Origin of the sequence: Rugamonas fusca, from assembly GCF_014042365.1 — a bacterium.
Lineage (GTDB): Bacteria > Pseudomonadota > Gammaproteobacteria > Burkholderiales > Burkholderiaceae_D > Rugamonas > Rugamonas fusca.
In genome coordinates, this window is sequence record NZ_JACEZS010000020.1 from 90,637 (window position 1) to 111,420 (window position 20,784).

At 64.0% G+C, this 20,784-nt stretch carries 20 protein-coding genes and 1 pseudogene; 12 read left to right on the plus strand and 9 right to left on the minus strand.

Annotation, left to right across the window (positions count from 1 at the left end):
• Nucleotides 1-31 precede the first annotated feature (31 nt).
• Both mutL and H3H36_RS20350 read right to left on the minus strand, forming a co-directional pair.
• Nucleotides 32-2,029: a DNA mismatch repair endonuclease MutL gene (gene mutL, locus H3H36_RS20345; RefSeq protein WP_182219908.1), complete on the minus strand. Its 1,998-nt coding sequence runs from the start codon at nucleotides 2,027-2,029 to the stop codon at nucleotides 32-34.
• A 112-nt stretch (nucleotides 2,030-2,141) separates the two neighbouring features.
• Nucleotides 2,142-3,086 (minus strand): peptidylprolyl isomerase, encoded by a 945-nt coding sequence (locus H3H36_RS20350; RefSeq protein WP_182219909.1) that lies wholly within the window; start codon nucleotides 3,084-3,086, stop codon nucleotides 2,142-2,144.
• Nucleotides 3,087-3,261: 175 nt separating this feature from the next.
• On the opposite strand from H3H36_RS20350, the gene H3H36_RS20355 reads away from it, so the two are divergent.
• Both H3H36_RS20355 and H3H36_RS20360 read left to right on the plus strand, forming a co-directional pair.
• Complete coding sequence (locus H3H36_RS20355) at nucleotides 3,262-3,906, plus strand: VTT domain-containing protein (protein ID WP_182219910.1); 645 nt, start codon at nucleotides 3,262-3,264, stop codon at nucleotides 3,904-3,906.
• A 137-nt stretch (nucleotides 3,907-4,043) separates the two neighbouring features.
• A complete protein-coding gene (locus H3H36_RS20360; RefSeq protein WP_182219911.1) occupies nucleotides 4,044-5,126 on the plus strand; it encodes a carbonic anhydrase in 1,083 nt (360 codons plus the stop codon).
• Between the two features lie 24 nt (nucleotides 5,127-5,150).
• Here the strand turns inward: H3H36_RS20360 and H3H36_RS20365 are convergent, their stop codons facing one another.
• Genes H3H36_RS20365 through tsaE form a run of 3 tightly spaced genes read right to left on the minus strand, consistent with a single transcriptional unit; the run spans nucleotide 5,151 to nucleotide 7,923 of the window.
• On the minus strand, nucleotides 5,151-5,990 hold the full coding sequence (locus H3H36_RS20365) for a D-hexose-6-phosphate mutarotase (protein ID WP_182219912.1): 840 nt from the start codon (nucleotides 5,988-5,990) through the stop codon (nucleotides 5,151-5,153).
• 23 nt (nucleotides 5,991-6,013) lie between these two features.
• The gene (locus H3H36_RS20370) at nucleotides 6,014-7,474 is read right to left on the minus strand and encodes an N-acetylmuramoyl-L-alanine amidase (protein ID WP_182219913.1); all 1,461 of its coding nucleotides are present in this window, start codon (nucleotides 7,472-7,474) and stop codon (nucleotides 6,014-6,016) included.
• A complete protein-coding gene (gene tsaE / locus H3H36_RS20375) occupies nucleotides 7,438-7,923 on the minus strand; it encodes a tRNA (adenosine(37)-N6)-threonylcarbamoyltransferase complex ATPase subunit type 1 TsaE (RefSeq protein WP_182219914.1) in 486 nt (161 codons plus the stop codon). Before tsaE ends, H3H36_RS20370 begins: the two co-directional genes overlap by 37 nt.
• 77 nt (nucleotides 7,924-8,000) lie before the next feature.
• On the opposite strand from tsaE, the gene queG reads away from it, so the two are divergent.
• Complete coding sequence (gene queG, locus H3H36_RS20380) at nucleotides 8,001-9,098, plus strand: tRNA epoxyqueuosine(34) reductase QueG (protein ID WP_182219915.1); 1,098 nt, start codon at nucleotides 8,001-8,003, stop codon at nucleotides 9,096-9,098.
• A gap of 223 nt (nucleotides 9,099-9,321) precedes the next feature.
• Complete coding sequence (locus H3H36_RS20385; RefSeq protein ID WP_182219916.1) at nucleotides 9,322-9,828, plus strand: hypothetical protein; 507 nt, start codon at nucleotides 9,322-9,324, stop codon at nucleotides 9,826-9,828.
• A gap of 90 nt (nucleotides 9,829-9,918) precedes the next feature.
• Here the strand turns inward: H3H36_RS20385 and H3H36_RS20390 are convergent, their stop codons facing one another.
• On the minus strand, nucleotides 9,919-10,161 hold the full coding sequence (locus H3H36_RS20390) for a hypothetical protein (RefSeq protein ID WP_182219917.1): 243 nt from the start codon (nucleotides 10,159-10,161) through the stop codon (nucleotides 9,919-9,921).
• A 38-nt stretch (nucleotides 10,162-10,199) separates the two neighbouring features.
• The gene (locus tag H3H36_RS20395; protein ID WP_220459810.1) at nucleotides 10,200-11,249 is read right to left on the minus strand and encodes a GGDEF domain-containing protein; all 1,050 of its coding nucleotides are present in this window, start codon (nucleotides 11,247-11,249) and stop codon (nucleotides 10,200-10,202) included.
• A gap of 566 nt (nucleotides 11,250-11,815) precedes the next feature.
• Between H3H36_RS20395 and H3H36_RS20400 the strand changes: the two are divergent.
• The 5 genes and pseudogenes from H3H36_RS20400 to H3H36_RS20420 form a co-directional block, all read left to right on the plus strand.
• Nucleotides 11,816-12,154, plus strand: a pseudogene (locus H3H36_RS20400) (tRNA epoxyqueuosine(34) reductase QueG); the annotation flags it as partial.
• Between the two features lie 270 nt (nucleotides 12,155-12,424).
• The gene (locus H3H36_RS20405; protein ID WP_182219918.1) at nucleotides 12,425-13,249 is read left to right on the plus strand and encodes a hypothetical protein; all 825 of its coding nucleotides are present in this window, start codon (nucleotides 12,425-12,427) and stop codon (nucleotides 13,247-13,249) included.
• Between the two features lie 177 nt (nucleotides 13,250-13,426).
• Entirely contained in the window at nucleotides 13,427-13,729 is a 303-nt protein-coding gene (locus tag H3H36_RS20410; protein WP_182219919.1) for a type II toxin-antitoxin system RelE/ParE family toxin, read from the plus strand.
• Nucleotides 13,726-14,025 (plus strand): addiction module antidote protein, encoded by a 300-nt coding sequence (locus tag H3H36_RS20415; RefSeq protein WP_182219920.1) that lies wholly within the window; start codon nucleotides 13,726-13,728, stop codon nucleotides 14,023-14,025. The genes H3H36_RS20410 and H3H36_RS20415 overlap by 4 nt, the downstream gene beginning before the upstream one ends.
• Before the next feature lie 141 nt (nucleotides 14,026-14,166).
• On the plus strand, nucleotides 14,167-14,610 hold the full coding sequence (locus H3H36_RS20420; protein WP_182219921.1) for a DUF4844 domain-containing protein: 444 nt from the start codon (nucleotides 14,167-14,169) through the stop codon (nucleotides 14,608-14,610).
• A gap of 46 nt (nucleotides 14,611-14,656) precedes the next feature.
• Here the strand turns inward: H3H36_RS20420 and H3H36_RS20425 are convergent, their stop codons facing one another.
• The gene (locus H3H36_RS20425) at nucleotides 14,657-15,244 is read right to left on the minus strand and encodes a response regulator transcription factor (protein ID WP_182219922.1); all 588 of its coding nucleotides are present in this window, start codon (nucleotides 15,242-15,244) and stop codon (nucleotides 14,657-14,659) included.
• 3 nt (nucleotides 15,245-15,247) lie between these two features.
• The gene (locus H3H36_RS20430; protein WP_182219923.1) at nucleotides 15,248-17,260 is read right to left on the minus strand and encodes a sensor histidine kinase; all 2,013 of its coding nucleotides are present in this window, start codon (nucleotides 17,258-17,260) and stop codon (nucleotides 15,248-15,250) included.
• A gap of 136 nt (nucleotides 17,261-17,396) precedes the next feature.
• Here H3H36_RS20430 and H3H36_RS20435 point away from each other — a divergent pair, with 136 nt between their 5' ends.
• The 3 genes from H3H36_RS20435 (at nucleotide 17,397) to H3H36_RS20445 (ending at nucleotide 20,334) form a co-directional block, all read left to right on the plus strand.
• On the plus strand, nucleotides 17,397-18,383 hold the full coding sequence (locus H3H36_RS20435; RefSeq protein WP_182219924.1) for a TRAP transporter substrate-binding protein: 987 nt from the start codon (nucleotides 17,397-17,399) through the stop codon (nucleotides 18,381-18,383).
• Between the two features lie 110 nt (nucleotides 18,384-18,493).
• Complete coding sequence (locus H3H36_RS20440; RefSeq protein ID WP_182219925.1) at nucleotides 18,494-19,060, plus strand: TRAP transporter small permease; 567 nt, start codon at nucleotides 18,494-18,496, stop codon at nucleotides 19,058-19,060.
• Entirely contained in the window at nucleotides 19,057-20,334 is a 1,278-nt protein-coding gene (locus tag H3H36_RS20445) for a TRAP transporter large permease (protein ID WP_182219926.1), read from the plus strand. The genes H3H36_RS20440 and H3H36_RS20445 overlap by 4 nt, the downstream gene beginning before the upstream one ends.
• Nucleotides 20,335-20,784: the final 450 nt, after the last annotated feature.

Genomic DNA, 20,784 nt, shown 5'->3' on the forward strand with positions numbered 1-20,784 from the left:
TCTTGTACTTGTAGGCGCGGGATGGACGCGCTTATTGGCCGCGCAGGAACAACTTGTCGAGCGCGCCGATTTCCACCTGCACCCAGGTCGGGCGGCCATGGTTGCACTGGTCGGCACGCTCGGTGCTTTCCATCTGGCGCAGCAGCGCGTTCATTTCCTGGGTCGACAGGATGCGGTTGGCGCGTACGGCCGTGTGGCAGGCCAGGGTGCCCAGCAGCTCGTTGCGGCGCTCGATCAGCACGCGCGAGCCGCCGAATTCGCGCACGTCGCGCAGCACGTCGCGCGCCAGCGTCTGAGCGTCGGCGTTCTTGAGCAGTACCGGCACCGAACGCACGGCCAGCGTGGTCGGCGACAGGGCCGCGATGTCGAAGCCCAGCGCCTGCAGCGTTTCCTGGTGTTCCTGGGCCGTGCCCACTTCCACCTCCTCGGCGTAGAAGGTGACGGGGATCAAGAGCGGCTGCACCTGCATCTGCTGGCCGGCCACCTGGTCGTCGAGCGCGTTCTTGAGCTGCTCGTACAGGATGCGTTCATGGGCCGCGTGCATGTCCACCAGCACCAGGCCCTTGCTGTTCTGGGCCAGGATGTAGATGCCGTGCAGCTGGGCCAGCGCGAAGCCGAGCGGGAATTCTTCCTGCGCCATGGCCGCCGGCGAGGCCACGTAAGGCGCGGCGGACGCGATCATCGCCGCGGAGGCGGCCGAGGTGGCCGAACCGGCCGAACCGGCCGCCGCAGCCCAGGCGCCCGTGCTGGCCGGGAACGCCCCGCCGGCTGACGTGTCGCCACCGGCGCCCGCCCCTTGTTCGCCGCTGAACAGGGCGCCGTAGCGCTCCGTGCTTTGCGCCACGCCGGCGCCGGCCTGGCGCGCCGGGCCGTACGGCGACGGCGAGAACGTGGGCGTGTAGCCGGGCGCCAGCAATGGGCCAAACGACGCCTGCTGCACCTGGCCGCGCCAGTTGTCGCCTGCGTTCAGCGATTCGGCCGCCGGCAGCGGCGATGGCACGCTGCCGTGTGCCGTGGCCGAGGTCTGGGCCAGCGCCCGCTGCACGGCGTGGAACACGAACTGGTGCACGGCGCGGCTGTCGCGGAAGCGCACTTCGATCTTGGACGGATGGACGTTCACGTCCACCAGCGCCGGGTCGATCTCCAGGGCCAGCACGTAGGACGGGAAACGGTCGCCGTGCAGCACGTCGGCGTAGGCCGCCTTGACGGCGTGCACCAGCAGCTTGTCGCGCACGAAGCGCCCGTTGACGTAGAAGAACTGGCCGTCGGCGCGCGCCTTGGAGGCCGTGGGCAGGCCGGCGTAGCCGTGCAGGCGCAACGGGCCGGCCGTCTCGTCGATGGGCAGGCGCGCCTCGGCGAAGCCTTCGCCCAGGATGTGGACGCTGCGTTTGGCCATCTCCGTCACGTTCCAGTGGTCGATGGTGCGGCCGTTGTGACTGAGCGAGAACGACACGTCCGGCCGCGCCAGCGCGATACGGCGCACCACCTCGGCGCAGTGGCCGAATTCCGTCTGCTCGGACTTGAGGAATTTGCGCCGGGCCGGCGTGTTGTAGTACAGGTCCTTCACGTCCACCGTGGTGCCGTGGGCGCCCGACGAGGGCGACACGGCGCCCAGGTGCGAGCCGACGATCTCCCACGCATGGGGCGCGTCCGCCGTGCGGGTGGTGACGGTGATGGCGGCCACGGACGCGATCGACGCGAGCGCCTCGCCCCGGAAGCCCAGCGTGCCCACGTTTTCCAGGTCGTCGAGGGTGGCGATCTTGGAGGTGGCGTGGCGGGCCAGGGCCAGCGGCAGCTGGTCGGGCGGGATGCCGCGGCCGTTGTCGGTGATGGCGATGCGTTTCACGCCGCCTTCCTCGAGCCGCACCGTGATCTGGGTGGCGCCCGAGTCGAGCGCGTTCTCCAGCAATTCCTTGACGACGGCAGATGGCCGCTCCACCACCTCGCCGGCGGCGATCTGGGAAATCAGCTTGTCCGGCAGGGCCTGGATGGGGCGGAGAGGGCGTTGGGTCGGGTCGGGCGCGTTCATGGCGCGATTATACCGGCTGCCGGTCCGGGCCGATCTTGCCGTGCCCCAAAATCGGGGACGTACCCCGATTTTTCTGCCTGGAAAAATAGGGGTACGTCCCCGATTTTTGGGGCTATTTGGCTTGCTCGCGCACGGGGAGGGGGACGTTGCACAGCTCGACGTAGCCGGCCGCGTATTTGTTCCACGGGCCGCCCCGGTTGCGCTGGGCTTCCACGGCGGCCTGGTAGGTGGCCGTGTCCGTGCGCATCACTTCCAGGTGGCTGCGCTCGGCCTCGGGCACGTCGGCCGCCAGCCGCACGGAGGTGATGGGCGGATGGACTTCATTGGCGCCATAAAATCCCATCGCTTCATGCCCGCGCGGCAGCGTCGACAGCAGCGCCATGCCCGACACGACCCGCCCCACCACCGTGATGTTGCGGTCCAGATGGCGCGGCGCGTGGCCCGTCACGGCATACAGCGAAGTGCCGTTGCCGCTGTCGTTCTCGACGTCGCGGCCCACGCCCACCATGCCGTAGCAGTGCGCCAGCCAGGTGCGGCCGGCCTTGGGATCGCGCCCGGCCGGGAAGCCGTGCGCGATGCCCACCTGCGGCGCGTAGCCGTCGCGCTCGGGCAGGGCCGTGAAGTGGCGCACGTTCTTGATCGGCACCGTGAATTCACCGGGCACCTTGTCCCTGGCCGTCTTGAGCGGCTTGGGATGGGCCTCGTCCGCATCGCCCCACTGGGCCACGTAGTTGTCCTGCGAGCGCACCACGGACTGGCCGTCGTAATAGTGCTCGCGCGCCAGCAGCTTGATGTTGGCCACGTTCTGCGGCGCGAAGTCGGGCGCCAGTTCGATCACCACGCGCCCGCCGGGCAATTCCATGTACAGCGTATTGTCCGGGTCCAGCGGGCGCCAGTCGGCCGGGCTGGACGCCTTGACGATGTCGGCCACGGTGGGCTTGACGGGCAGGCCGGCATCGGCGTCGGCCTTGGTCTTGGCCGCCAGCGCGGGCACGGTGGCCAGGGCCAGCGCCAGCGCGGCGGCGCGGCGGACCGTGATGGGAAATGGGGTGTGCATCCAGGCTCTCCTCGGATAGTGGCGATGTGGTGGCGTGGTGGCGCGGCGGGTGGCGCGCGCTGCGCCGATTGTAATCGGAAAGATGATTAAATTGGAAACACAAATATCCGTCCACGATCGCGGCAGGAGTGCAGCCGGTGGTGTATGATTCCGGCGCAACCTTTATGGGACGAATATGGATTTGATGCAATTTTTCGGCATGCTGCTGCATGTCGACAAGACGCTGGAAGTGTTGATACAGCAATACGGCACCCTCGTGTACGCCGTGCTGTTCGCCATCATCTTTTGCGAGACGGGCCTGGTGGTGCTGTTCTTCTTCCCTGGCGACACCTTGCTGTTCATCGCCGGCGCCCTGTGCGCGGTGGGCGAGATGAATCTGGCGTTGCTGATGCTGCTGCTGATCACGGCGGCCGTGACGGGCAACACGCTCAATTACTGGATAGGCGAGGCCATCGGCCATCGCGTGTTCACCCATGATTACCGCTGGATCAACAAGCAGGCCCTGCGCCGCACCCACGTGTTCTTCGAAAAACATGGCGGCAAGACCATCGTGCTGGCCCGCTTCGTGCCAGTGGTGCGCACCTTCGCCCCGTTCGTGGCCGGCGTGTCGGACATGACGCACGCCCGCTTCCAGCTCTACAACATCACGGGCGCCTCGCTGTGGGTGCTGCTGTTGACGACGGCCGGCTACTTCTTCGGCAACATCACCGTCGTGCGCGAACACTTGACGGAGATCGTGCTGTTCGGCGTGGGCGTGGCCGTGGTGCCGATGGCGCTCGGTGGCATGTGGAAGCTGTCGCGCCGCATGCTGGGCCGCTGACGATACGCGCAACGCGCCGCGGCCGTGCCGCGGCGTGTTGTATCGCAAATAATTCTCTCGCGCATGGCCGGCGCGGCTCAAGTTTTGCCGTACTGCATCCGTATACAGGATAGTAACTTTCATTTTCCTCGAAACCCATGCGTACACTGATCGCCCTGATAGCCTGCAGCATCGTCGCCGCGACAGCCAGCGCCGCCGATCCGGGCATCACGCCATCGACCAAGAATTCCGTCCCCAAGCCGATCGAATCGATCCGTCCGCACTCGCCGGCCGCGGCCAGTGGGGGATCGGGCGCGGGCGCAGCATCGGCGTCAGCGTCGGCATCAGCGTCAGCCTCGGCGCCGGCCAAATCGGGCGCGCCCGTGCGCGCGCGCGCCATGTCCGAGCGCGAGCGCGAGGAGCAGGCCGAAGCCGACCTGTCGGCCAAGATCGCGGCCCGCCTTGCCATCATGCGCGCCAACCAGGCCGCGCGCGTGGCGCAGCAGGCCAAGGCCAAAAAGGCCGCCGTCGCTGCCGCCGCCGTGGCAGCCGCCCCCAAGGTCTACAGCAACCACTGGTCGTATGAGGGCGAGAGCGGCCCGGCCAACTGGGGCCGCATCAATCCCGAATGGGCCAAGTGCAGTACCGGCAACCGCCAGTCGCCGATCGATATCCGCGACGGCATGAAGGTGGACCTGGAGCAGATCACCTTCGACTACAAGCCATCTTCGTTCAACGTGACGGACAACGGCCACACGGTGCAGGTGATGGTCAGCGGCGGTAATTTCATCACGGTGGGCAACCGCATGTATGAGCTGATGCAGTTCCATTTCCACCGGCCTTCCGAGGAGCGCATCAACGGCAAGGGCTATGAGATGGTGGTGCACCTGGTGCACAAGGACGCGGAAGGCCACCTGGCCGTGCTGGCGCTCTTGCTGGAACGGGGCAAGCCGCAGCCGACCATCCAGACCGTGTGGAACAACCTGCCGCTGGAGAAATTCGACACGGTGTCGCCCTCGATCGTGCTCGATCCGATGGACCTGATCCCGGCCCGGCGCGACTACTACACGTTCATGGGTTCGCTGACCACGCCGCCGTGCACGGAAGGCGTGTTGTGGCTGGTGATGAAGGAGCCGGTGCAGGCCTCGCCGGCGCAGATGGCGCTGTTCAGCCGCCTGTATCCGCTCAACGCCCGTCCCGTGCAGCCCGCGTCGGGCCGCATCGTCAAGGAATCGAACTGACGGCTTTGCCCCGCTGGCGCTGCATCAGCAGCTGATCCGGTGCCGGCCCACCCACTGCGCGTCCGGTGCCAGCACCTGCTGGTCCACCCGGGCCGGTTCGATGCAGACAAAGCGCAGGTATTCATCGTCAGCCAGGTCGGCCAGCGCCGCCGCGTCGGCCGCGCCCGGATTCCACACCACCCATTCGCGGTAACCCTGCTGCTCCAGGCGTAGCGCGCCATCGGCCGTGTGCAGCGTGAGCGCGGGCGGGGCCTGGTACAGGCGGTCCGTCTTTTCCGGGAAGCGCAGCACCGCTTCCTGCTGCTCGTGCGTGGCCAGGTGATGGTCCGTGTAGCGGCAGTGCTGCAAGCCTTCGATGGCGGCCGCCGCCAGCTGTCCCACGTTGAAGTAGGTATGCAGGGCCACGCCGAACGGGAACGCATGCGCGCCCGTGTTGCGCACCGTGCAGAGCAGGTCCAGCGCCGGGCCGCCCACCGTGAAGCGCAGGCGCAGTTCGAACGCATGGGGCCAGGCTTGCGCCACCGGCGCGGCCAGGTCCGATTGCGTCAGCACGAACTCGGCCCAGACCTGCCCGTCCTCGCTGCCGCTGCCGTCCAGGCGCCAGGTGCTGGTGCGGGCGAAGCCGTGGCGCTGGCCGTCGCCGCGCGCATTAAACTGGGGGAAGATGACGGGCACGCCGCCCCGTATGGCCTTGCTGCCATCGAGCGCGGACAGGGCGCTGCAGAACAGGTGTTCCTTGCCATCGGCCGTCTGCCAGGACAGCAGGTGGGCGCCGAACAGCGCCACCGTCGCTTGCGCGCCGTCCGGCGCGCTCAGGCGCACGGCCGGCAATTGGCCGTGCTTCACCATCGTTACCACTGTCATTGCTTGTTTCCTTGCGTGTGAAATCAGGTCAGGCGGTTCTTGGACAGCGGCGGATTCTTGGCGAAGTAGCGCCGTATGCCCTTGACGATGGCGCTGGCCAGCTGGTCCTGGTAGGCGTCGTCGAGCAGCTTGGCTTCCTCCTCCGGATTGGAGATGAAGGCCGTCTCGACCAGGATGGACGGGATGTCCGGCGCCTTCAGCACGGCGAAGCCGGCCTGCTCGACGGCGCCCCGGTGCAGGCGGTTGATGCCGCCGATCTCGCCCAGCACGGCCTTGCCCAGCTTGAGGCTGTCGTTGATCTGGGCCGTGGTGGACAGGTCGAACAGCACGCTGGCCAGTTGCCTGTCGTGGTTCTTGACGTTGACGCCGCCGATGGTGTCGGCCAGGTTTTCCTTGTTGGCCAGCCAGCGCGCGGCGCTGGAGCTGGCGCCTTTTTCCGACAGCACGAACACGGACGAGCCGCGCGCCGTCGGTTCCACGAAGGCGTCGGCGTGGATGGAAACGAACAGGTCGGCCTGCACCTTGCGCGCCTTTTCCACCCGCGTGCCCAGCGGCACGAAGTAGTCGGCGTCGCGCGTGAGCATCACGCGCATGTTGGGGTGTTCCTCGATCTTGCCCTTGAGGCGCTTGGCGATGGCCAGCACGATATCCTTTTCGTGGCTGCCATTGCTGCCGGACGCGCCGGGGTCTTCGCCGCCGTGGCCGGGATCGAGCGCGATGGTCAGCATGCGCACCATCTTCTGGCCTGGCCCGGCCTTGGCCTCGCTGCGCGCTTCGAAACGGTCTTCCGGCTTGATGACGGCTTTGCTGTCGGCGCGGTTGTCAAACTTGCCGTCGGCCTTCTGCGTTTGCGCGAGGTCCGGGTCGCTGGCGGGCGCGTTCGGCGATGGCGTGCCCGCGGTGCCCGGTGCGGCGCTGTCGCGCCCGGTCTCGGTTCCGGCCGTGGCCTGCGGTGCCTTGGCCGCGTCGTCTGACCAGTTACCCTTTTCGATCATGGCGGCGATCGGGTCGACGGCCTTGACGGGATACAGGTCGAAGATCAGGCGGTGCTTGTAATTGCCCACGGGCGCCAGCGTGAATACCTGGGGCGTCACTTCCTCCTTCAGGTCGAACACCAGCCGCACCACGTTGGGCCGGTTCTGGCCCACGCGCACCTGCTTGATGTAGGGATCGTTGGACTGGATCTTGGCCACCAGGCTCTTGAGGGTGGGACTGAGTTCCAGGCCTTCGATGTCGACCACCAGCCGGTCCGGGTCCTTGACCAGGAAATGGGTGGCCTTCAGGCTGGAATCGTTCTCCAGCGTCACGCGCGTGTAGTCGTCGGCCGGCCACACGCGCACGGCCAGGATTTGCGCGGCGCGTGCCGGCAGCGGCGCGAGCACGGACAGCAGCAGCGTGCCGCCGGCTTTCAGGATGGTGCGCCGAATGACCCGCGGAGCGGCGCCGCTCACAGGTTGGGCGCGAAATGGAGGCGTTCGAGGCATGAGTTACCCAGGGCGGTGGTTGCCTGCAATTCTACATCACGGCCGTCGCCGGCGACGGACAGGAACAGGTTCAGATCGGGCGGGGGCAGCACGGTGTCGGCCTTTTCCGGCCATTCGACGATGCAGATATTGTCACCGTTGAAATCCTCGCGGAAGCCCGCGTCGAGGAATTCCTCCGGGCTGCCCATGCGGTACAGGTCGAAATGGATCACGTTCACGGCGCGCCCGTCCAATTGCACGCGGTATGGCTCGGACAGCGTGTAGGTGGGGCTCTTGACCGTGCCTTCGTAGCCGGCCGCGTGCAGCAGGGCGCGGGTGAGGGCGGTCTTGCCGGCGCCAAGGTCGCCGTGCAGGTAGATGGTCAGGCCGGGCGCGAGCGCGCGCGCCAGCGAGGCGCCCAGCGCGCAGGTGCCGGCTTCGTCGTGGAGATGGGCTTGAAAATGCTGCATCAATTAAAATAGCGTTTGAGATTTCATCGTGGGCCGCATGGCCCGCCTGCCTGCATTGTAACCGCCTGCCCGTCGCCATGTCCCTGTCCGAAGCCAATTTAGCCGAACTTGCCGCCAGCATCAAGCAATGGGGCCGTGAACTGGGCTTTGCCGAAGTGCGCATCACCGACATCGACCTGACCGCGTCCGAAGCGGGCCTGCAGGCGTGGCTGGACGCGGGCATGCACGGCGAAATGGACTACATGGCCAGCCACGGCATGAAGCGCGCGCGGCCCGCCGAGCTGGTGCCGGGCACGGTGCGCGTGGTGACGGCCCGCATGGACTATCTGCCGCAGGCCACGCCCGAGGACTGGCGCGAACGGGAAACGGCGCGTTTGGCCGAACCCGGCGCGGCGGTCGTCTCGCTGTATGCGCGCGGACGCGATTACCACAAGGTGCTGCGGGCCCGCCTGCAGCAACTGGCGGACCGCATCCGCGCCGGCACGGGCGAATTCGGCTACCGCGTGTTCACAGATTCGGCGCCCGTGATGGAACTGCCGCTGGCCGAGAAGGCGGGACTGGGCTGGCGCGGCAAGCACACACTGCTCATCAGCCGCACGGCCGGCTCCACCTTCTTCATGGGCGAAATCCTCGTCGACCTGCCGCTGCCGGTGGACCCGCCCACGGGCGCCCACTGCGGCCAGTGCAGCGCGTGCCTGGACGTGTGCCCCACCCAAGCCATCGTCGGCCCCGGCAAGCTCGATGCGCGGCGCTGCATTTCGTATCTGACCATCGAACTGAAGAGCGCCATCCCGGAGGCGATGCGGCCGTTGATCGGCAACCGCGTGTATGGCTGCGACGATTGCCAGACCGTCTGCCCATGGAACAAGTTCGCCCAGCGCGCCGCGCTGCCGGACTTCGACGAGCGCAACGGGCTGGGCGGGGCGGACATGGTGGAGCTGTTCGCGTGGAGCGAGGAAGAATTCAACCGGCGGCTGGAGGGCAGCCCGATCCGCCGTATCGGCCATGAGCGCTGGCTGCGCAATATCGCCGTTGGCCTGGGCAATGCCGCGGCGGCCGGGGCGCGTGGTGACGCGCGCATCGTGGCGGCGCTGTCGGCGCGCAGCGAACATCCGTCGGCGCTGGTGCGCGAGCATGTGGCGTGGGCGCTGGCGCGGCATGGGGATGCGGCTTAACGGTCATTCATCCAAGCGGGGCGATGCGCTTGCCGACGTGGCAGAGGAAAACCGGGCCGAGATCGACCAGCACCGCCGGCGCGCCAGTGACCATGACTATGGTGCCGCCGAATCGATCCATATATATGCTTAGGCGATTGCGTGTTCTCATGCTATGGTCAGTGGCTGCTCTGATGACATCTATTTCAGTCGGCCGCAGTACAACCACTGAAGCGGAGGCTATATGCAAGATTTCACCCGACCCGACGAAGGCATGGCCTTGGCCGTCGATGCAGCAATCGAAATGGAGTCATTTTCCGGATGCATACTCGCATTGCAATACATGCATTCGTATGCCGTGCCACCCAGTGTAGCGATGAGGGTACTCTCGCAAACTGGCCCACGGCGCGCGCCGAATCCCCATGGCCAGGGCACATTTCTGGAACGATACCCTGTCAACCGCGAACAAGTTGCCGAAGCTGCGACGGGATTTCGTGCAGCAGGATTGGGAACCATCCTGAAGTTCCGCGTACCCAGGATAAACAATGCGCTTTCCGAGACGATCGATCAGGCCATCACGATGATGGGGGTCCACAATCGGTTCTACGCTGAAGCGCTCCTGCGCATCCATGCCGTCAAAACACCAGTGATCATGCGGGTTTTATTTGACGTGGTCCGCCGCAGGAGCATTGCCCCTCCAACCACGCCTCTTGCGCTGCCACGTGGCACTCGATTGTTGTACTCTGTCTGAAGCAGCCTCACCACAACGTGACGTGATGGCCCTATGGCACCCATCAGTGGTTGGCTCTCCTGGTGGCGGAAATGGAACCGTTGTACTTCACTATGTTTCCGCTTGTCGCCGGCTACGCGCATCACGTACTTTCAAGCGCTTTTCCCACCAGCCATAGTCCGACAATGTTTCCTTCGCCAGCGCCACGCAATGTTCATAATCAGATGACATCTTGGCGCATGGAGGAATGGGCGGTTCTATCCCTTGCTCCACACAATAGCGTATTGCATCCTCCAGCTCCCCATCATTGAGCAGTTCACGGCACGCGGTCGAATGAATTAGTGCGAGATTCATGTCAGTTACCCATAGCTGGCCAGTCGCTCCGCGCGACCCTAGTGCAGGCGGCGGCGCTTGTGCTCGTACATGGCGTCGTCGGCCTGTTGGATGTAATCGCTCAAGGTCGTGCTTGCCGCAGGATCACATGACACCATCCCCGCGCTGAGCGAGAGTAAATAAGGACGCTGCCGCAAGCGATTGAACGCGTCCAATGCCTGTTGCAGGCGGGACAGCAAAGCGTGAGGCTGGGCCTCATCGAGCGCATAAGCAACGAATTCGTCCCCACCCATGCGCGCCAGCACGTCGGCGTCACGCAGCGACGCTCTCAGTACTGCGGCGGCGTCGCGGATCATCTGGTCCCCGACCGCATGGCCGAGCGTGTCGTTGACCACCTTTAGCGCATCGATGTCGACATAAACCAACGCACTGCCACGATGTTGGCGCTGGGCCAGGCGGAAGAGCGGTTCTGTCCGCACAAAAAAACCGCGCCTGTTGTTCAGGCCCGTGAGTACATCGGTCAGCGACAGGGACAGCATGTCACGTGCGGCCAGATCGCGGCGCGCTAGCTCATCGGCGTGTTCCTGCGTTCTTTCGGCGAGCTGAGTGTACTGAGTGGTAACCAGTTGCTCAAGCGAGCTGCGGACCTGGATGCGACCCAGTGTTGCGGCAGTCAACTCGAGCGCAGTCTCAAGGGTAGCGGCCTGGCGCCGGGCAATCTCCGGCGTGGAGCCAACCGGACAAGCAGCCAGCAAGACCGCGATGGGTTGCGCTTGCGGCACCGCGACCATCAACGTCCCCGTTGGCGCCGGTACGCTGGGGCCGCCAGTCATGCGAGCGTGAGCAGCGGCGTACCAAGGGTGCTGAACGTGTGCTGAGCTTGCCGTCCCGTCGCATCCGAAGGCCACGCCAAGCGGTGACTCACCACCGATCAGCAACAGCGCCTCTGTTGCGCCCGACAGTTCGACGATTGCGCGCCCAGCCAGACGCAACACTGCGCTCGGTTCGTCGATCTGCAACAATTCCCTGGCCATCGTCAGCAGGCCCTGCAGCCGCTCGCTATCGCTGAGAGGTTCTGTTCGGTGTGACACGCGCTTATCCTTTCGCATTGGCATCACTGCTTGATACATGGTGCACGTAAGCAAGTGCCTGCTCAAGAAAATCATGGTGGAACACTCTGTACCGATATGTCCCGCGCTCGTGGACGATACCAAAAGTTGCCATGATCTCGCGGCGCTGGTCCGCTTTAGCGTCAGCAACAGCGCCCGCCCTTCAGACTATACTCCTTCCCGCCAACGGGGACGTTCTTTTCCGGCAAGATGCATTCTTCAGTGGCGCTACCGCTTCCTGCATGCTCAATGACCGCGTCGAAGACCTCGACGGTTTGCGTCTAGCCCTGCGCGAAGCAGGCGGCGACGTTCTCGACAATATCCAGGAATCCGACGATGGCAAGTTTGCCGGGGGCGTGGACCGCGAGGGAAATAGGGGCGAGCTAGGGCGGCCGCCAGTTGGGTCGTGAGGGCGTCGATGGCGGCGAGGGCCACGTGATCGCGTCCTGCCGTTGCCGCGTGGTCGCGGATGGTGTCGCGTTGGTGATCGGTCTGTTGCCTGGCGCCACCCTGGCGCCAGGCCGGCCTCACTTGAGCAACCCCGCCCCGGGGGGCGCGGTGGGTATTGCCTGACCGTCTGCCCATGGAACAAGTTCGCCCAGCGCGCCGCGCTGCCGGACTTCGACGAGTGCAACGGGCTGGGTGGGGCGGACATGGTGGAGCTGCTGGCTTGGACGGAGGAGGAATTCAACGAGCGCCCCAGCGGCAGCCCGATTCGCCGCATCGGCCATGTGCGCTGGCTGCGCAATATCGCCGTCGGCCTGGGCAACGCGGCGGTGGCTGGCGAGCGTGGCGATGCGCGCATCGTGGCCGCGCTAGTGGCGCGCCGCGATCATTCGTCGGCACTGGTGCGCGAGCATGTGGCATGGGCGCTGGGGCAGCACGTGGATGGGGATGGCCGGTAAGTTGTTCTGTACTGGGCAATGGGTTTGCCACGTGTGACAACGGGCGAAGTGATGTGATCATTTGATAACAAAGAATGACATTGGTCTTCCTTGCTGAATCGCAAGACTTGGTCACGGGAGGAGGATAAGGTTGGAGGGCGGCTAATTCACGTTGGGCAAGATAATGCGGTGAAACGATAGGGTCATATTGGTTGCCGAATTCGTGATGCCATTCATCGGTACGCTGCCGACATTGGATCGGGCGGACTGCGCAATAGGGGAGGGGCTCATATGCAAGGCACGATTTTTCAAATTCTTGTTCTTGTCACCCACGGGAACATGGTTCTTTCAGGGCAAGCCATAGCCGACTTCTACCCTCAACACAATGCGTTCAAGTTCGATGAGTTCGTAAAGTTCGTAGACCTCGAACGTGTCGGAAACACATGGAACGAGAAGCCGTTCGCCGAAGACCCCAATGTCTGGCTGACGAAGCTCAAGACTAGGCGCTGCTCCGGGCTACGGGTGGAGCGGATATCCACTGACAAGAAGGATTTCTCCGACCGAATGTCAGTCGCCTTCGTTGGCGGTGGAGGCAGATGGATCATCGAGGCTGTATGTCCTGGCGGTTCCGACTATTGGGAAGCCAAGTGGGAGGTCGGCGACCAGAATCGCGCAGACCAGAAAATATGGCAAGTTACATATGGGCGAATAGCACGAAATGAAAAAGCCGCAAGTTCGAACGCACCATCAGTCGATAGCTTATCTGCGGAAATGAGCCGGACGTTACAGGATGCCATCGTCTTTTCCAGGAAGCACAAGCTAGATTGGTTTGCAGAGGCGTTCGAGTCAGGACGTTCGGCACTAAAAGGGAAGTCCGAGCCGGACCTCAATGGCATTGCTCTCAGGGGCCAACTTCCACTCCATGCCTCTCGCCTGCTCGCCGCTTCTCAGGCAGCATGGGTGTTCGGTGGTATGGGGTCATGGAACGATCTTGGTTTCGACGGCGAAGACCAACGGCAATATGAGGCTATTTCAGACAACCTCTTCCGGCTCATCAATTCATCGTTAATCGTTACAGCCAATCTCTCCTATCCACATGCTGAAAAGCCCAGGTGAAGGTTCTGGTAGAAGTGCCAAAGCCATCATTCCACCGGACCTTGCGCACGAAACTGTTCAAGACCGTTGCATTCATACGTTTAGCACCTCCGCAAACCCCCGAGCAAACACGTTAGGCGTCATACATGCGAATAGACTTCGCTTGATTTGTGTATCTAGTCGGATACAATAAAGTGTATGTTTTTGGTACATCAAACGCAGGAGTTCCAAGACTGGCTTGATGGCCTTAAAGACATCAAAGCCCAGTTGCGCATAGTTGCGAGGTTGCGCCTGGCTGAGGCAGGAAATCTTGGCGACTGGAGGGCGGTTGGAGGAGAGATCTCGGAAATGCGCGTTGCGTTCGGTCCAGGCTATCGCCTGTATTTCACAAAGCGCCAGAACATTCTCATCGTCATGCTCGCTGGCGGTGACAAATCAACCCAGGCAAGAGATATCAAGCGGGCACAAAAGATCTTGCGACAATTGGAGCTTGAAGGATGAGCACTCCCAAGACCAAGCTAAAGTTAATTCCATTGGATGCGACTCGTTACCTCCAGAACGAAGGTGCTATCGCCGAGTACATGACCGCAGTTCTCGAAACCGAGGATACAGACCTCTTTATCCTTGCGCTCGGCGACGTTGCACGAGCCAAGGGAATGGCGCAGGTTGCAAAGGATGCGGGACTGGGCCGAGAGAGTCTTTACAAGGCGCTCGCCCCTGGCGCTAAGCCGCGTCTCGACACCATCCTCAAAGTGGTCCGTGCACTCGGCGTCAGGTTATCAGCACATGCGGCATGATGCTGAGGTTGGTCAGTGCTTGGTTTTCTTCCGGGGGAGGCCGCGTTTAATGCAGATGACAATTCAATTCGCTGGCGGTGCACCGCACGGCGTTACGTTAGGCTGATCTATTGATGTCGACCTTTTTTTCTCGGTGCCAGCGTGGCGGTGATCGTTCTGGTCGTGGTGGCAGGTGTTTCTGGGCTTACCTTCTACCTGTGGCCGACTTTTGTGGGCGACGAGTTGCTCGTCGTTTCACCGCAAACCATGCTGGCGCTAACGCGCCTGCGGGCAGAGCCGAAGTTCGTTCCGGATCCATCCAGCTTTTACCCCGGTGCTCCGAATGAGAACATGCGCCTGTCTGCGCAGCGGTCGGTTGATGGCCTGCTGGATGCGTTGTGCGCGGATCTGCCTAAGCATCCCAAGCGCTCCCTGGTGCTGGCGAAATTCAAGGAAGCGATGGCATCGTTTTCAACTGCGGAATCCGAGGAACGAGATCAGTTCCTGGTCTACTTGCAGCGCATCATGAAGGCGCTGGGGATGCAAAGTTCTGGTGAACTGCTGAATGTCTGGCGCTACGGCTTTCCCTACGGCTGGTTTATCTGAGCAAACCGCACCCTGACGCTCTATCCGCGCGCCGTCGTTGCTTGCCTCACTTGAGCAACCCGGCCAGCTCCACGGCCGTCTTGACCTGCATCTTGTCGAAGATATGGGCGCGGTGCACTTCCACCGTGCGCATGCTGATGCCCAGCTGGTCGGCCACCACCTTGTTCATCTTGCCCGCCAAAATCAGGTCCAGCACTTCGCGCTCGCGCGCCGACAGCGTGGCCAGGCGCGCCTGGACGGCCGCGCTGGCACCTGCCTGGCGCGAGCCGGCCAAGCCTTCCTGCACCCGGTCCATCAACTCGTTGTCGTTGAACGGCTTTTCGAAAAAGTCGAAGGCGCCGCGCTTGAGCGTGTCGACCGCCATCGGCACGTCGCCGTGGCCGGTCAGGAAGATCACGGGCAGGCGCCGCGTCCATCCCTTGGCGGCCAGCTGGTCGAACACGGCCACCCCGTTCATGTCGGGCATGCGCACGTCGAGCAGCACGCAGTCGCCATCGGCGTCGAACTGGCCGCGTGCCACTTCGGCCAGGAAGGCTTGGGCGCTGTCGTAGGCGCGCGCCGCGATCCCGCGCGAGCTGGCCAGCCAGGACAGCGCGTCGCGCACCACCACTTCATCGTCGACTATGTGCAGCATGGTTCAGGTTTCTCCTGTGAGCGTGGCCACCGGCGCGGCCGGCAAGGTGAATGTGAAGATGGTACCGCCTTCCGGGTTGGCGCGGTGGGTCAGCGCGCCGCCGTGAAACTCGATGGCGGTGCGGCAAATGTTCAGGCCCATGCCCATGCCTTCGGCCTTGGTGGAAAAGAACGGCGAGAACAGCCGTTCGGCCACGTCCGGTGGAATACCGTGGCCCTGGTCGATCACGGCCACGCTGACCTGGCCGGCCGCTGCGTCGTAGGCCGCGCGCAGGGTCAGCACGCGGCGCTGGGGCGGGATGTGGGCCATGGCCTCGATGGCGTTGCGGGTCAGGTTCAGCAGCACCTGTTCGATCATCATGCGGTCGATGCGCAGCGGCGGCAAGTCGGGCGCCAACTCCGTGTGGAGGATGACATAGAAGCGGCGCGCCTGCAGTTCGATCAGCGCCCGTATGCCGTCGAGCAGCGCCGGCAGCGCCACCTCCTCGCGCAGCGGTTCGCGCTTCTTGACGAAGGCGTGCACGCTGCGGATGATCTGGCCGGCCCGCTGGGCCTGCGCTGAAGCCTGTTCCAGCGCCGGCTTGAGCATGGCGCCATCGACGGGCGCGCCGCTGGCTGCGGCCCGCTCCAGCACGTTGAGCGCGCCCGTCGTGTAGCTGGAGATGGCCGCCAGCGGCTGGTTCAGCTCATGGGCCAGCATGGAGGCGATTTCGCCCATGGTGGCCAGGCGGGCGCTGGTCTGCAGCTTTTCCTGCTGCTGGCGGTTCAGTTCCTCGATGCGCTTGCGGTCGGAGATGTCGAGGATGGAGCCCATCCAGCCCGTCTGGCGCCCGTCCTTGTCCACCAGCGGCGCCTCGAAGATCAGCACCGGCACGCGGGTGCCGTCCGAGCGCTGGAAGATGGTCTCGAACTGGGGCGTGACGGTGCCGGCCAGCACGGCGGCGAAGCGGTGCTGGTATTCGGCCATCGCTTCCGGCGCCCAGTAGGGCATGGGCGGCAGCTTGCCGATCAGTTCCTCGGGCGGGTAGCCCACCATCTGGCAGAACGCGGGGTTGACGTAGGTGACGCGGCCTTCCAGGTCGCGCGCGCGCAAGCCCGTGACGAGGGAATTTTCCATCGCCGTGCGAAACGCCATCTGCTGGCGCAGCGCGCCCTCGGCCGCCAGCCGGCGCGTGATGTGGCCCCACAGCGCCAACAGGCTCCACAGCAGGCCCAGCGACAGCACGATGACGGAGCCCACCAGCAGGTTGGGCAGCAGGCGCGGCGCGCTCTTGACGCTGTCCGTCACCAGCGTGATGTTCGCGCCCGGCAGGTCCAGCGCCCGCTTGTGGGTGTACACGCCGTGGCCGGGGCCGGCGGCGGCGCGCCGCGCCAGCACGCGGTCGTCGCGGTCGATCAGGGTGATCTGGTTTTCCTGGGCGAACCACCATGGCACCATTTCCTCCAGCAGCGCGCTGGCCTGGTAGGTCGCCACCAGGCTGCCCAGGTAGCTGGCGCCCCGGTACAGCGGCACGTGGTAATCCATCAGCACGGCCGCCGGTGGCGCGCGTGGGTCCGGGTTCTGGGCTTCGGGCTGGGCGTACAGCGCGTTGTGGGTGCGGCGGGCGATGTCGGCCGTGGTGCGCGAGGCTTCCGACAACGGCGCGCCGTCGTCGCTGGCGGCCACCAGCCGGCCTTGCGGATCGAACCACTGCACGCGCAGCAGTTCGTGCCCGTTGCTGAGCAGTTGCGCCATGCGCTCGCGCAGCTGCGCTTGCGTCAGGCGGCCGCTATCGATGTCGTTGGCCAGGCCGCGCAGGCTTTCCTCGTCGCGTCCGAGCTGGAAGCGGATGGTCTGCTCCACCCATAGCGTGTCGGCGATCAGTTGTTCCTGGCGCTCGTTGCTCTCCATCTCGCGCGCCTGCCAGGGCAGCCAGATCAGGATGGTGAGAAACAGCAGCACCAGCACCACCGGCAACAGCCAGCGCAGCGTGTTGCTGAACTGCGGACGGCGCGCGGAGGTGGGAACAGGGCTCATTGCCGGCAAGGTTATCCAGTTAGGCGGGCGATGCCATTGTGGTTTTCCACAGTTGCATGGCCCGATATGACTGTTGAGAATCGGATACAAGCACAATCATAGTGTATTTTGGACCAACCACTTCCCTGGAGACAGCATGCGATTGAAAGCTACCCTGGCCGCCTTGTGCGCCGCCCTGAGCGTGAACGCCTACGCCCAAGCCCCCATCATCATCAAGTTCAGCCACGTGGTGGCCACCGACACGCCCAAGGGCCAGGCGGCCGAGCGCTTCAAGCAGCTGGCGGAGAAGGCCACCAATGGCCGCGTCAAGGTCGAGGTCTATCCGAACAGCCAGCTGTACAAGGACAAGGAGGAGCTGGAAGCGTTGCAGCTGGGCGCCGTGCAGATGCTGGCGCCGTCGCTGGCCAAGTTCGGCCCGCTGGGCGTGAAGGAATTCGAAGCGTTCGACCTGCCTTACATCTTCCCCAGCAAGACGGCCCTGTACAACGTGACCGAGGGCGAGATCGGCAAGGGCATGCTGAAGAAGCTCGAACCGAAGGGCATCACGGGGCTGGCGTTCTGGGACAACGGATTCAAGGTCATGTCGGCCAACAAGCCGCTGCACGTGCCGGCCGACTTCAAGGGCCTGAAGATGCGCATCCAGTCGTCCAAGGTGCTCGACGCGCAGATGCGGGCGCTGGGCGCCAACCCGCAGGTGCTGGCCTTCTCCGAGGTGTACCAGGCCTTGCAGACGGGGGTGGTGGACGGCACCGAGAATCCGCCATCGAATATGTACACCCAGAAGATGCATGAGGTGCAGAAGTACGTGACCGTGTCCAACCACGGCTACCTGGGCTACGCCGTGATCGTCAACAAGAAGTTCTGGGACGGCCTGCCGGCCGACATCCGCGCCGCGCTGGAGAAGGCGATGCGCGAGGCCACCACGTTCGAGAAGGCCATCGCCCAGCGAGACAACGACATGGCGCTGGACGCCATCAAGAAGACCGGCAAGACCACCATCTACACGCTCAGCGTGCAGGAGCAGGCCGAGTGGCGCCGCGTGCTGCTGCCTGTGCAGCGCGAGATGGAAGGACGCATCGGCAAGGACCTGATCTCGGCCATCAACAAGGAAGCGGCCAAGTAAGGACTGGCCACTAGCCACGCCATCGCCGGGCCCCATCGGACAATCGCCGGGGTCCGGGTTCGCGGGGCGGCCAGCTGCCGTCCCGCCACTTCCTCGTTTGAAAGACCGCCATGAAATATCTCGACAAGCTCGAAGAATGGCTGATCGCGTCGCTGATGGCCGCCGCGACCGTCATCATCTTCCTGGCCGTGATCCACCGCTATTTGTCCGGCCTGCCCATCCCCTGGCTGCAGGACACGCTGATCCAGATTAACACCAGCTGGGCCCAGGAACTGTGCATCTACATGTTCGTGTGGATGGCCAAGTTCGGCGCCGCCTATGGCGTGCGCACCGGCATCCACGTGGGGGTGGACGTGGCCATCAACCGCATGAACGCGGCCTGGTACCGGCGCTTCGTGGTCATCGGCCTGCTGGCCGGCGCCCTGTTTACGGGCGTGATCTGCGCGCTGGGCGCCAACTACGTGTACAAGATATCGCAAACCACCCAGACCTCGCCGGACATGGAACTGCCCATGTGGATCGTCTACCTGGGCGTGCCGCTGGCGTCGGGCCTGATGTGCTTCCGCTTCCTGCAGGTGGCGTACCAGTTCCTGCGCACGGGCCAGTTGCCCAAGCATGACGTGGCCCACGTGGAAGGCCTGGACGACCTGGCCGCGCCGCAAGGAGGCCAGGTATGAACGCCGCCATCATCTTCGTGCTGCTGATCGTGCTGATGTTGACCGGCATGCCGATCTCCATCTCGCTCGGCCTGACGGTGCTGACCTTCCTGTTCACCATGACCAGCGTGCCACCCGAGATCGTGGCCCAGAAGCTGTTCTCGGGCATCGACAACTTCGAAGTCATGTCGATCCCGTTCTTCATCCTGGCCGGTAACTTCCTCACCCACGGCGGGGTGGCGCGGCGCATGATCAATTTCGCCAGCTCCATGGTGGGCCACTTCCACGGCGGCCTGGCGCTGGCCGGCGTGATGGCGTGCGCGCTGTTCGCCGCCGTGTCCGGTTCCAGCCCGGCCACGGTGGTGGCGATCGGCTCCATCATCCTGCCGGCCATGGTCAAGCAGGGTTATCCGAAAAAGTTCGGCGCCGGCGTCATCACCACCTCGGGCGCGCTGGGCATCCTGATTCCGCCGTCGATCGTGATGGTGATGTATTCGGTCACCACCAACACCTCGGTCGGCAAGCTGTTTACGGCCGGCGTGGTGCCCGGCCTGCTGCTGGCCACGCTGCTGGGCCTGACGACGTGGTTCCTGGCGCGCAAGCACAACTATCCACGCCTGCCGCGCGCCACATGGGGGCAACGGTTTGCGGCCTTCCGCAAGAGCGCCTGGGGGCTGCTGCTGATCGTGATCGTGATGGGCGGCATCTACAGCGGCAAGTTCACGCCCACGGAAGCGGCCGCCGTGGCCGCCGTGTACGCGTTCTTCATCGCCGTGTTCGTCTACAAGGATCTCAAGCTGGCGCAGGTGGGCAAGGTGCTGCTGGACTCGGCTTCGATGTCGGCCATGCTGCTCTACATCATCACCAACGCCGTGCTGTTCTCCTTCCTCATGACGAGCGAGAACATCCCGCAGGCGATGGCCGAGTGGATCACGGGGCAGGGCCTGGGCATGGTCAGCTTCCTGCTGGTGGTCAACGTGCTGCTGCTATTGGCCGGCAACATCATGGAACCGTCGTCCATCGTGCTGATCATGGCGCCCATCCTGTTCCCGGTGGCCATGAAGCTGGGCATCGATCCCGTGCACTTCGGTATCCTGATCGTCGTCAACATGGAAGTGGGCATGTGCCATCCGCCCGTGGGCCTGAACCTGTATGTGGCGTCCGGCATCACCAAGATGGGCATTTCCGAGCTGACGGTGGCGGTGCTGCCGTGGCTGCTTACCATGCTCGGTTTCCTGGCGCTCATCACCTACGTGCCGCAGATTACGTTGTGGCTGCCTGATTTGATTTATTAATAAAATATTAGGACCTCATGTCTTTTTCTTGCGACAAAAAAAATGGGAAAAAGCCATTCAGATACGTTATGATGGCGTCGCTGTCGGACATATAACTGATAACGAAATGCGTCCGGGTAGCAAAGAACATGCAAGACGCGCAAGATTAGTTGTGGGGAGTGGGTATAACAACGGCGAACCAGAGCCGGACATATTTTGAGGAGACACACGTTTTACAGAATGCTGTTGGTATCACTGCTGCAAGCCGCCACAAGCGCGCTACGGCGGGAACCAAACGGCCGGGAACGTGAAGCAGGATTCAAGCGCACCTTCGGGTGCGCTTTTTTTTGGTGCGCCCAGCATGGGCGCACTCCTGTGGGTGCAAGTCCCGCCGCGAGCTGACCACAGTGAGCGAAGTGAAGCGCAACTGCGGAAGGGTAACTGACTGTGGGAAGGAAGCGTGGAGCATAA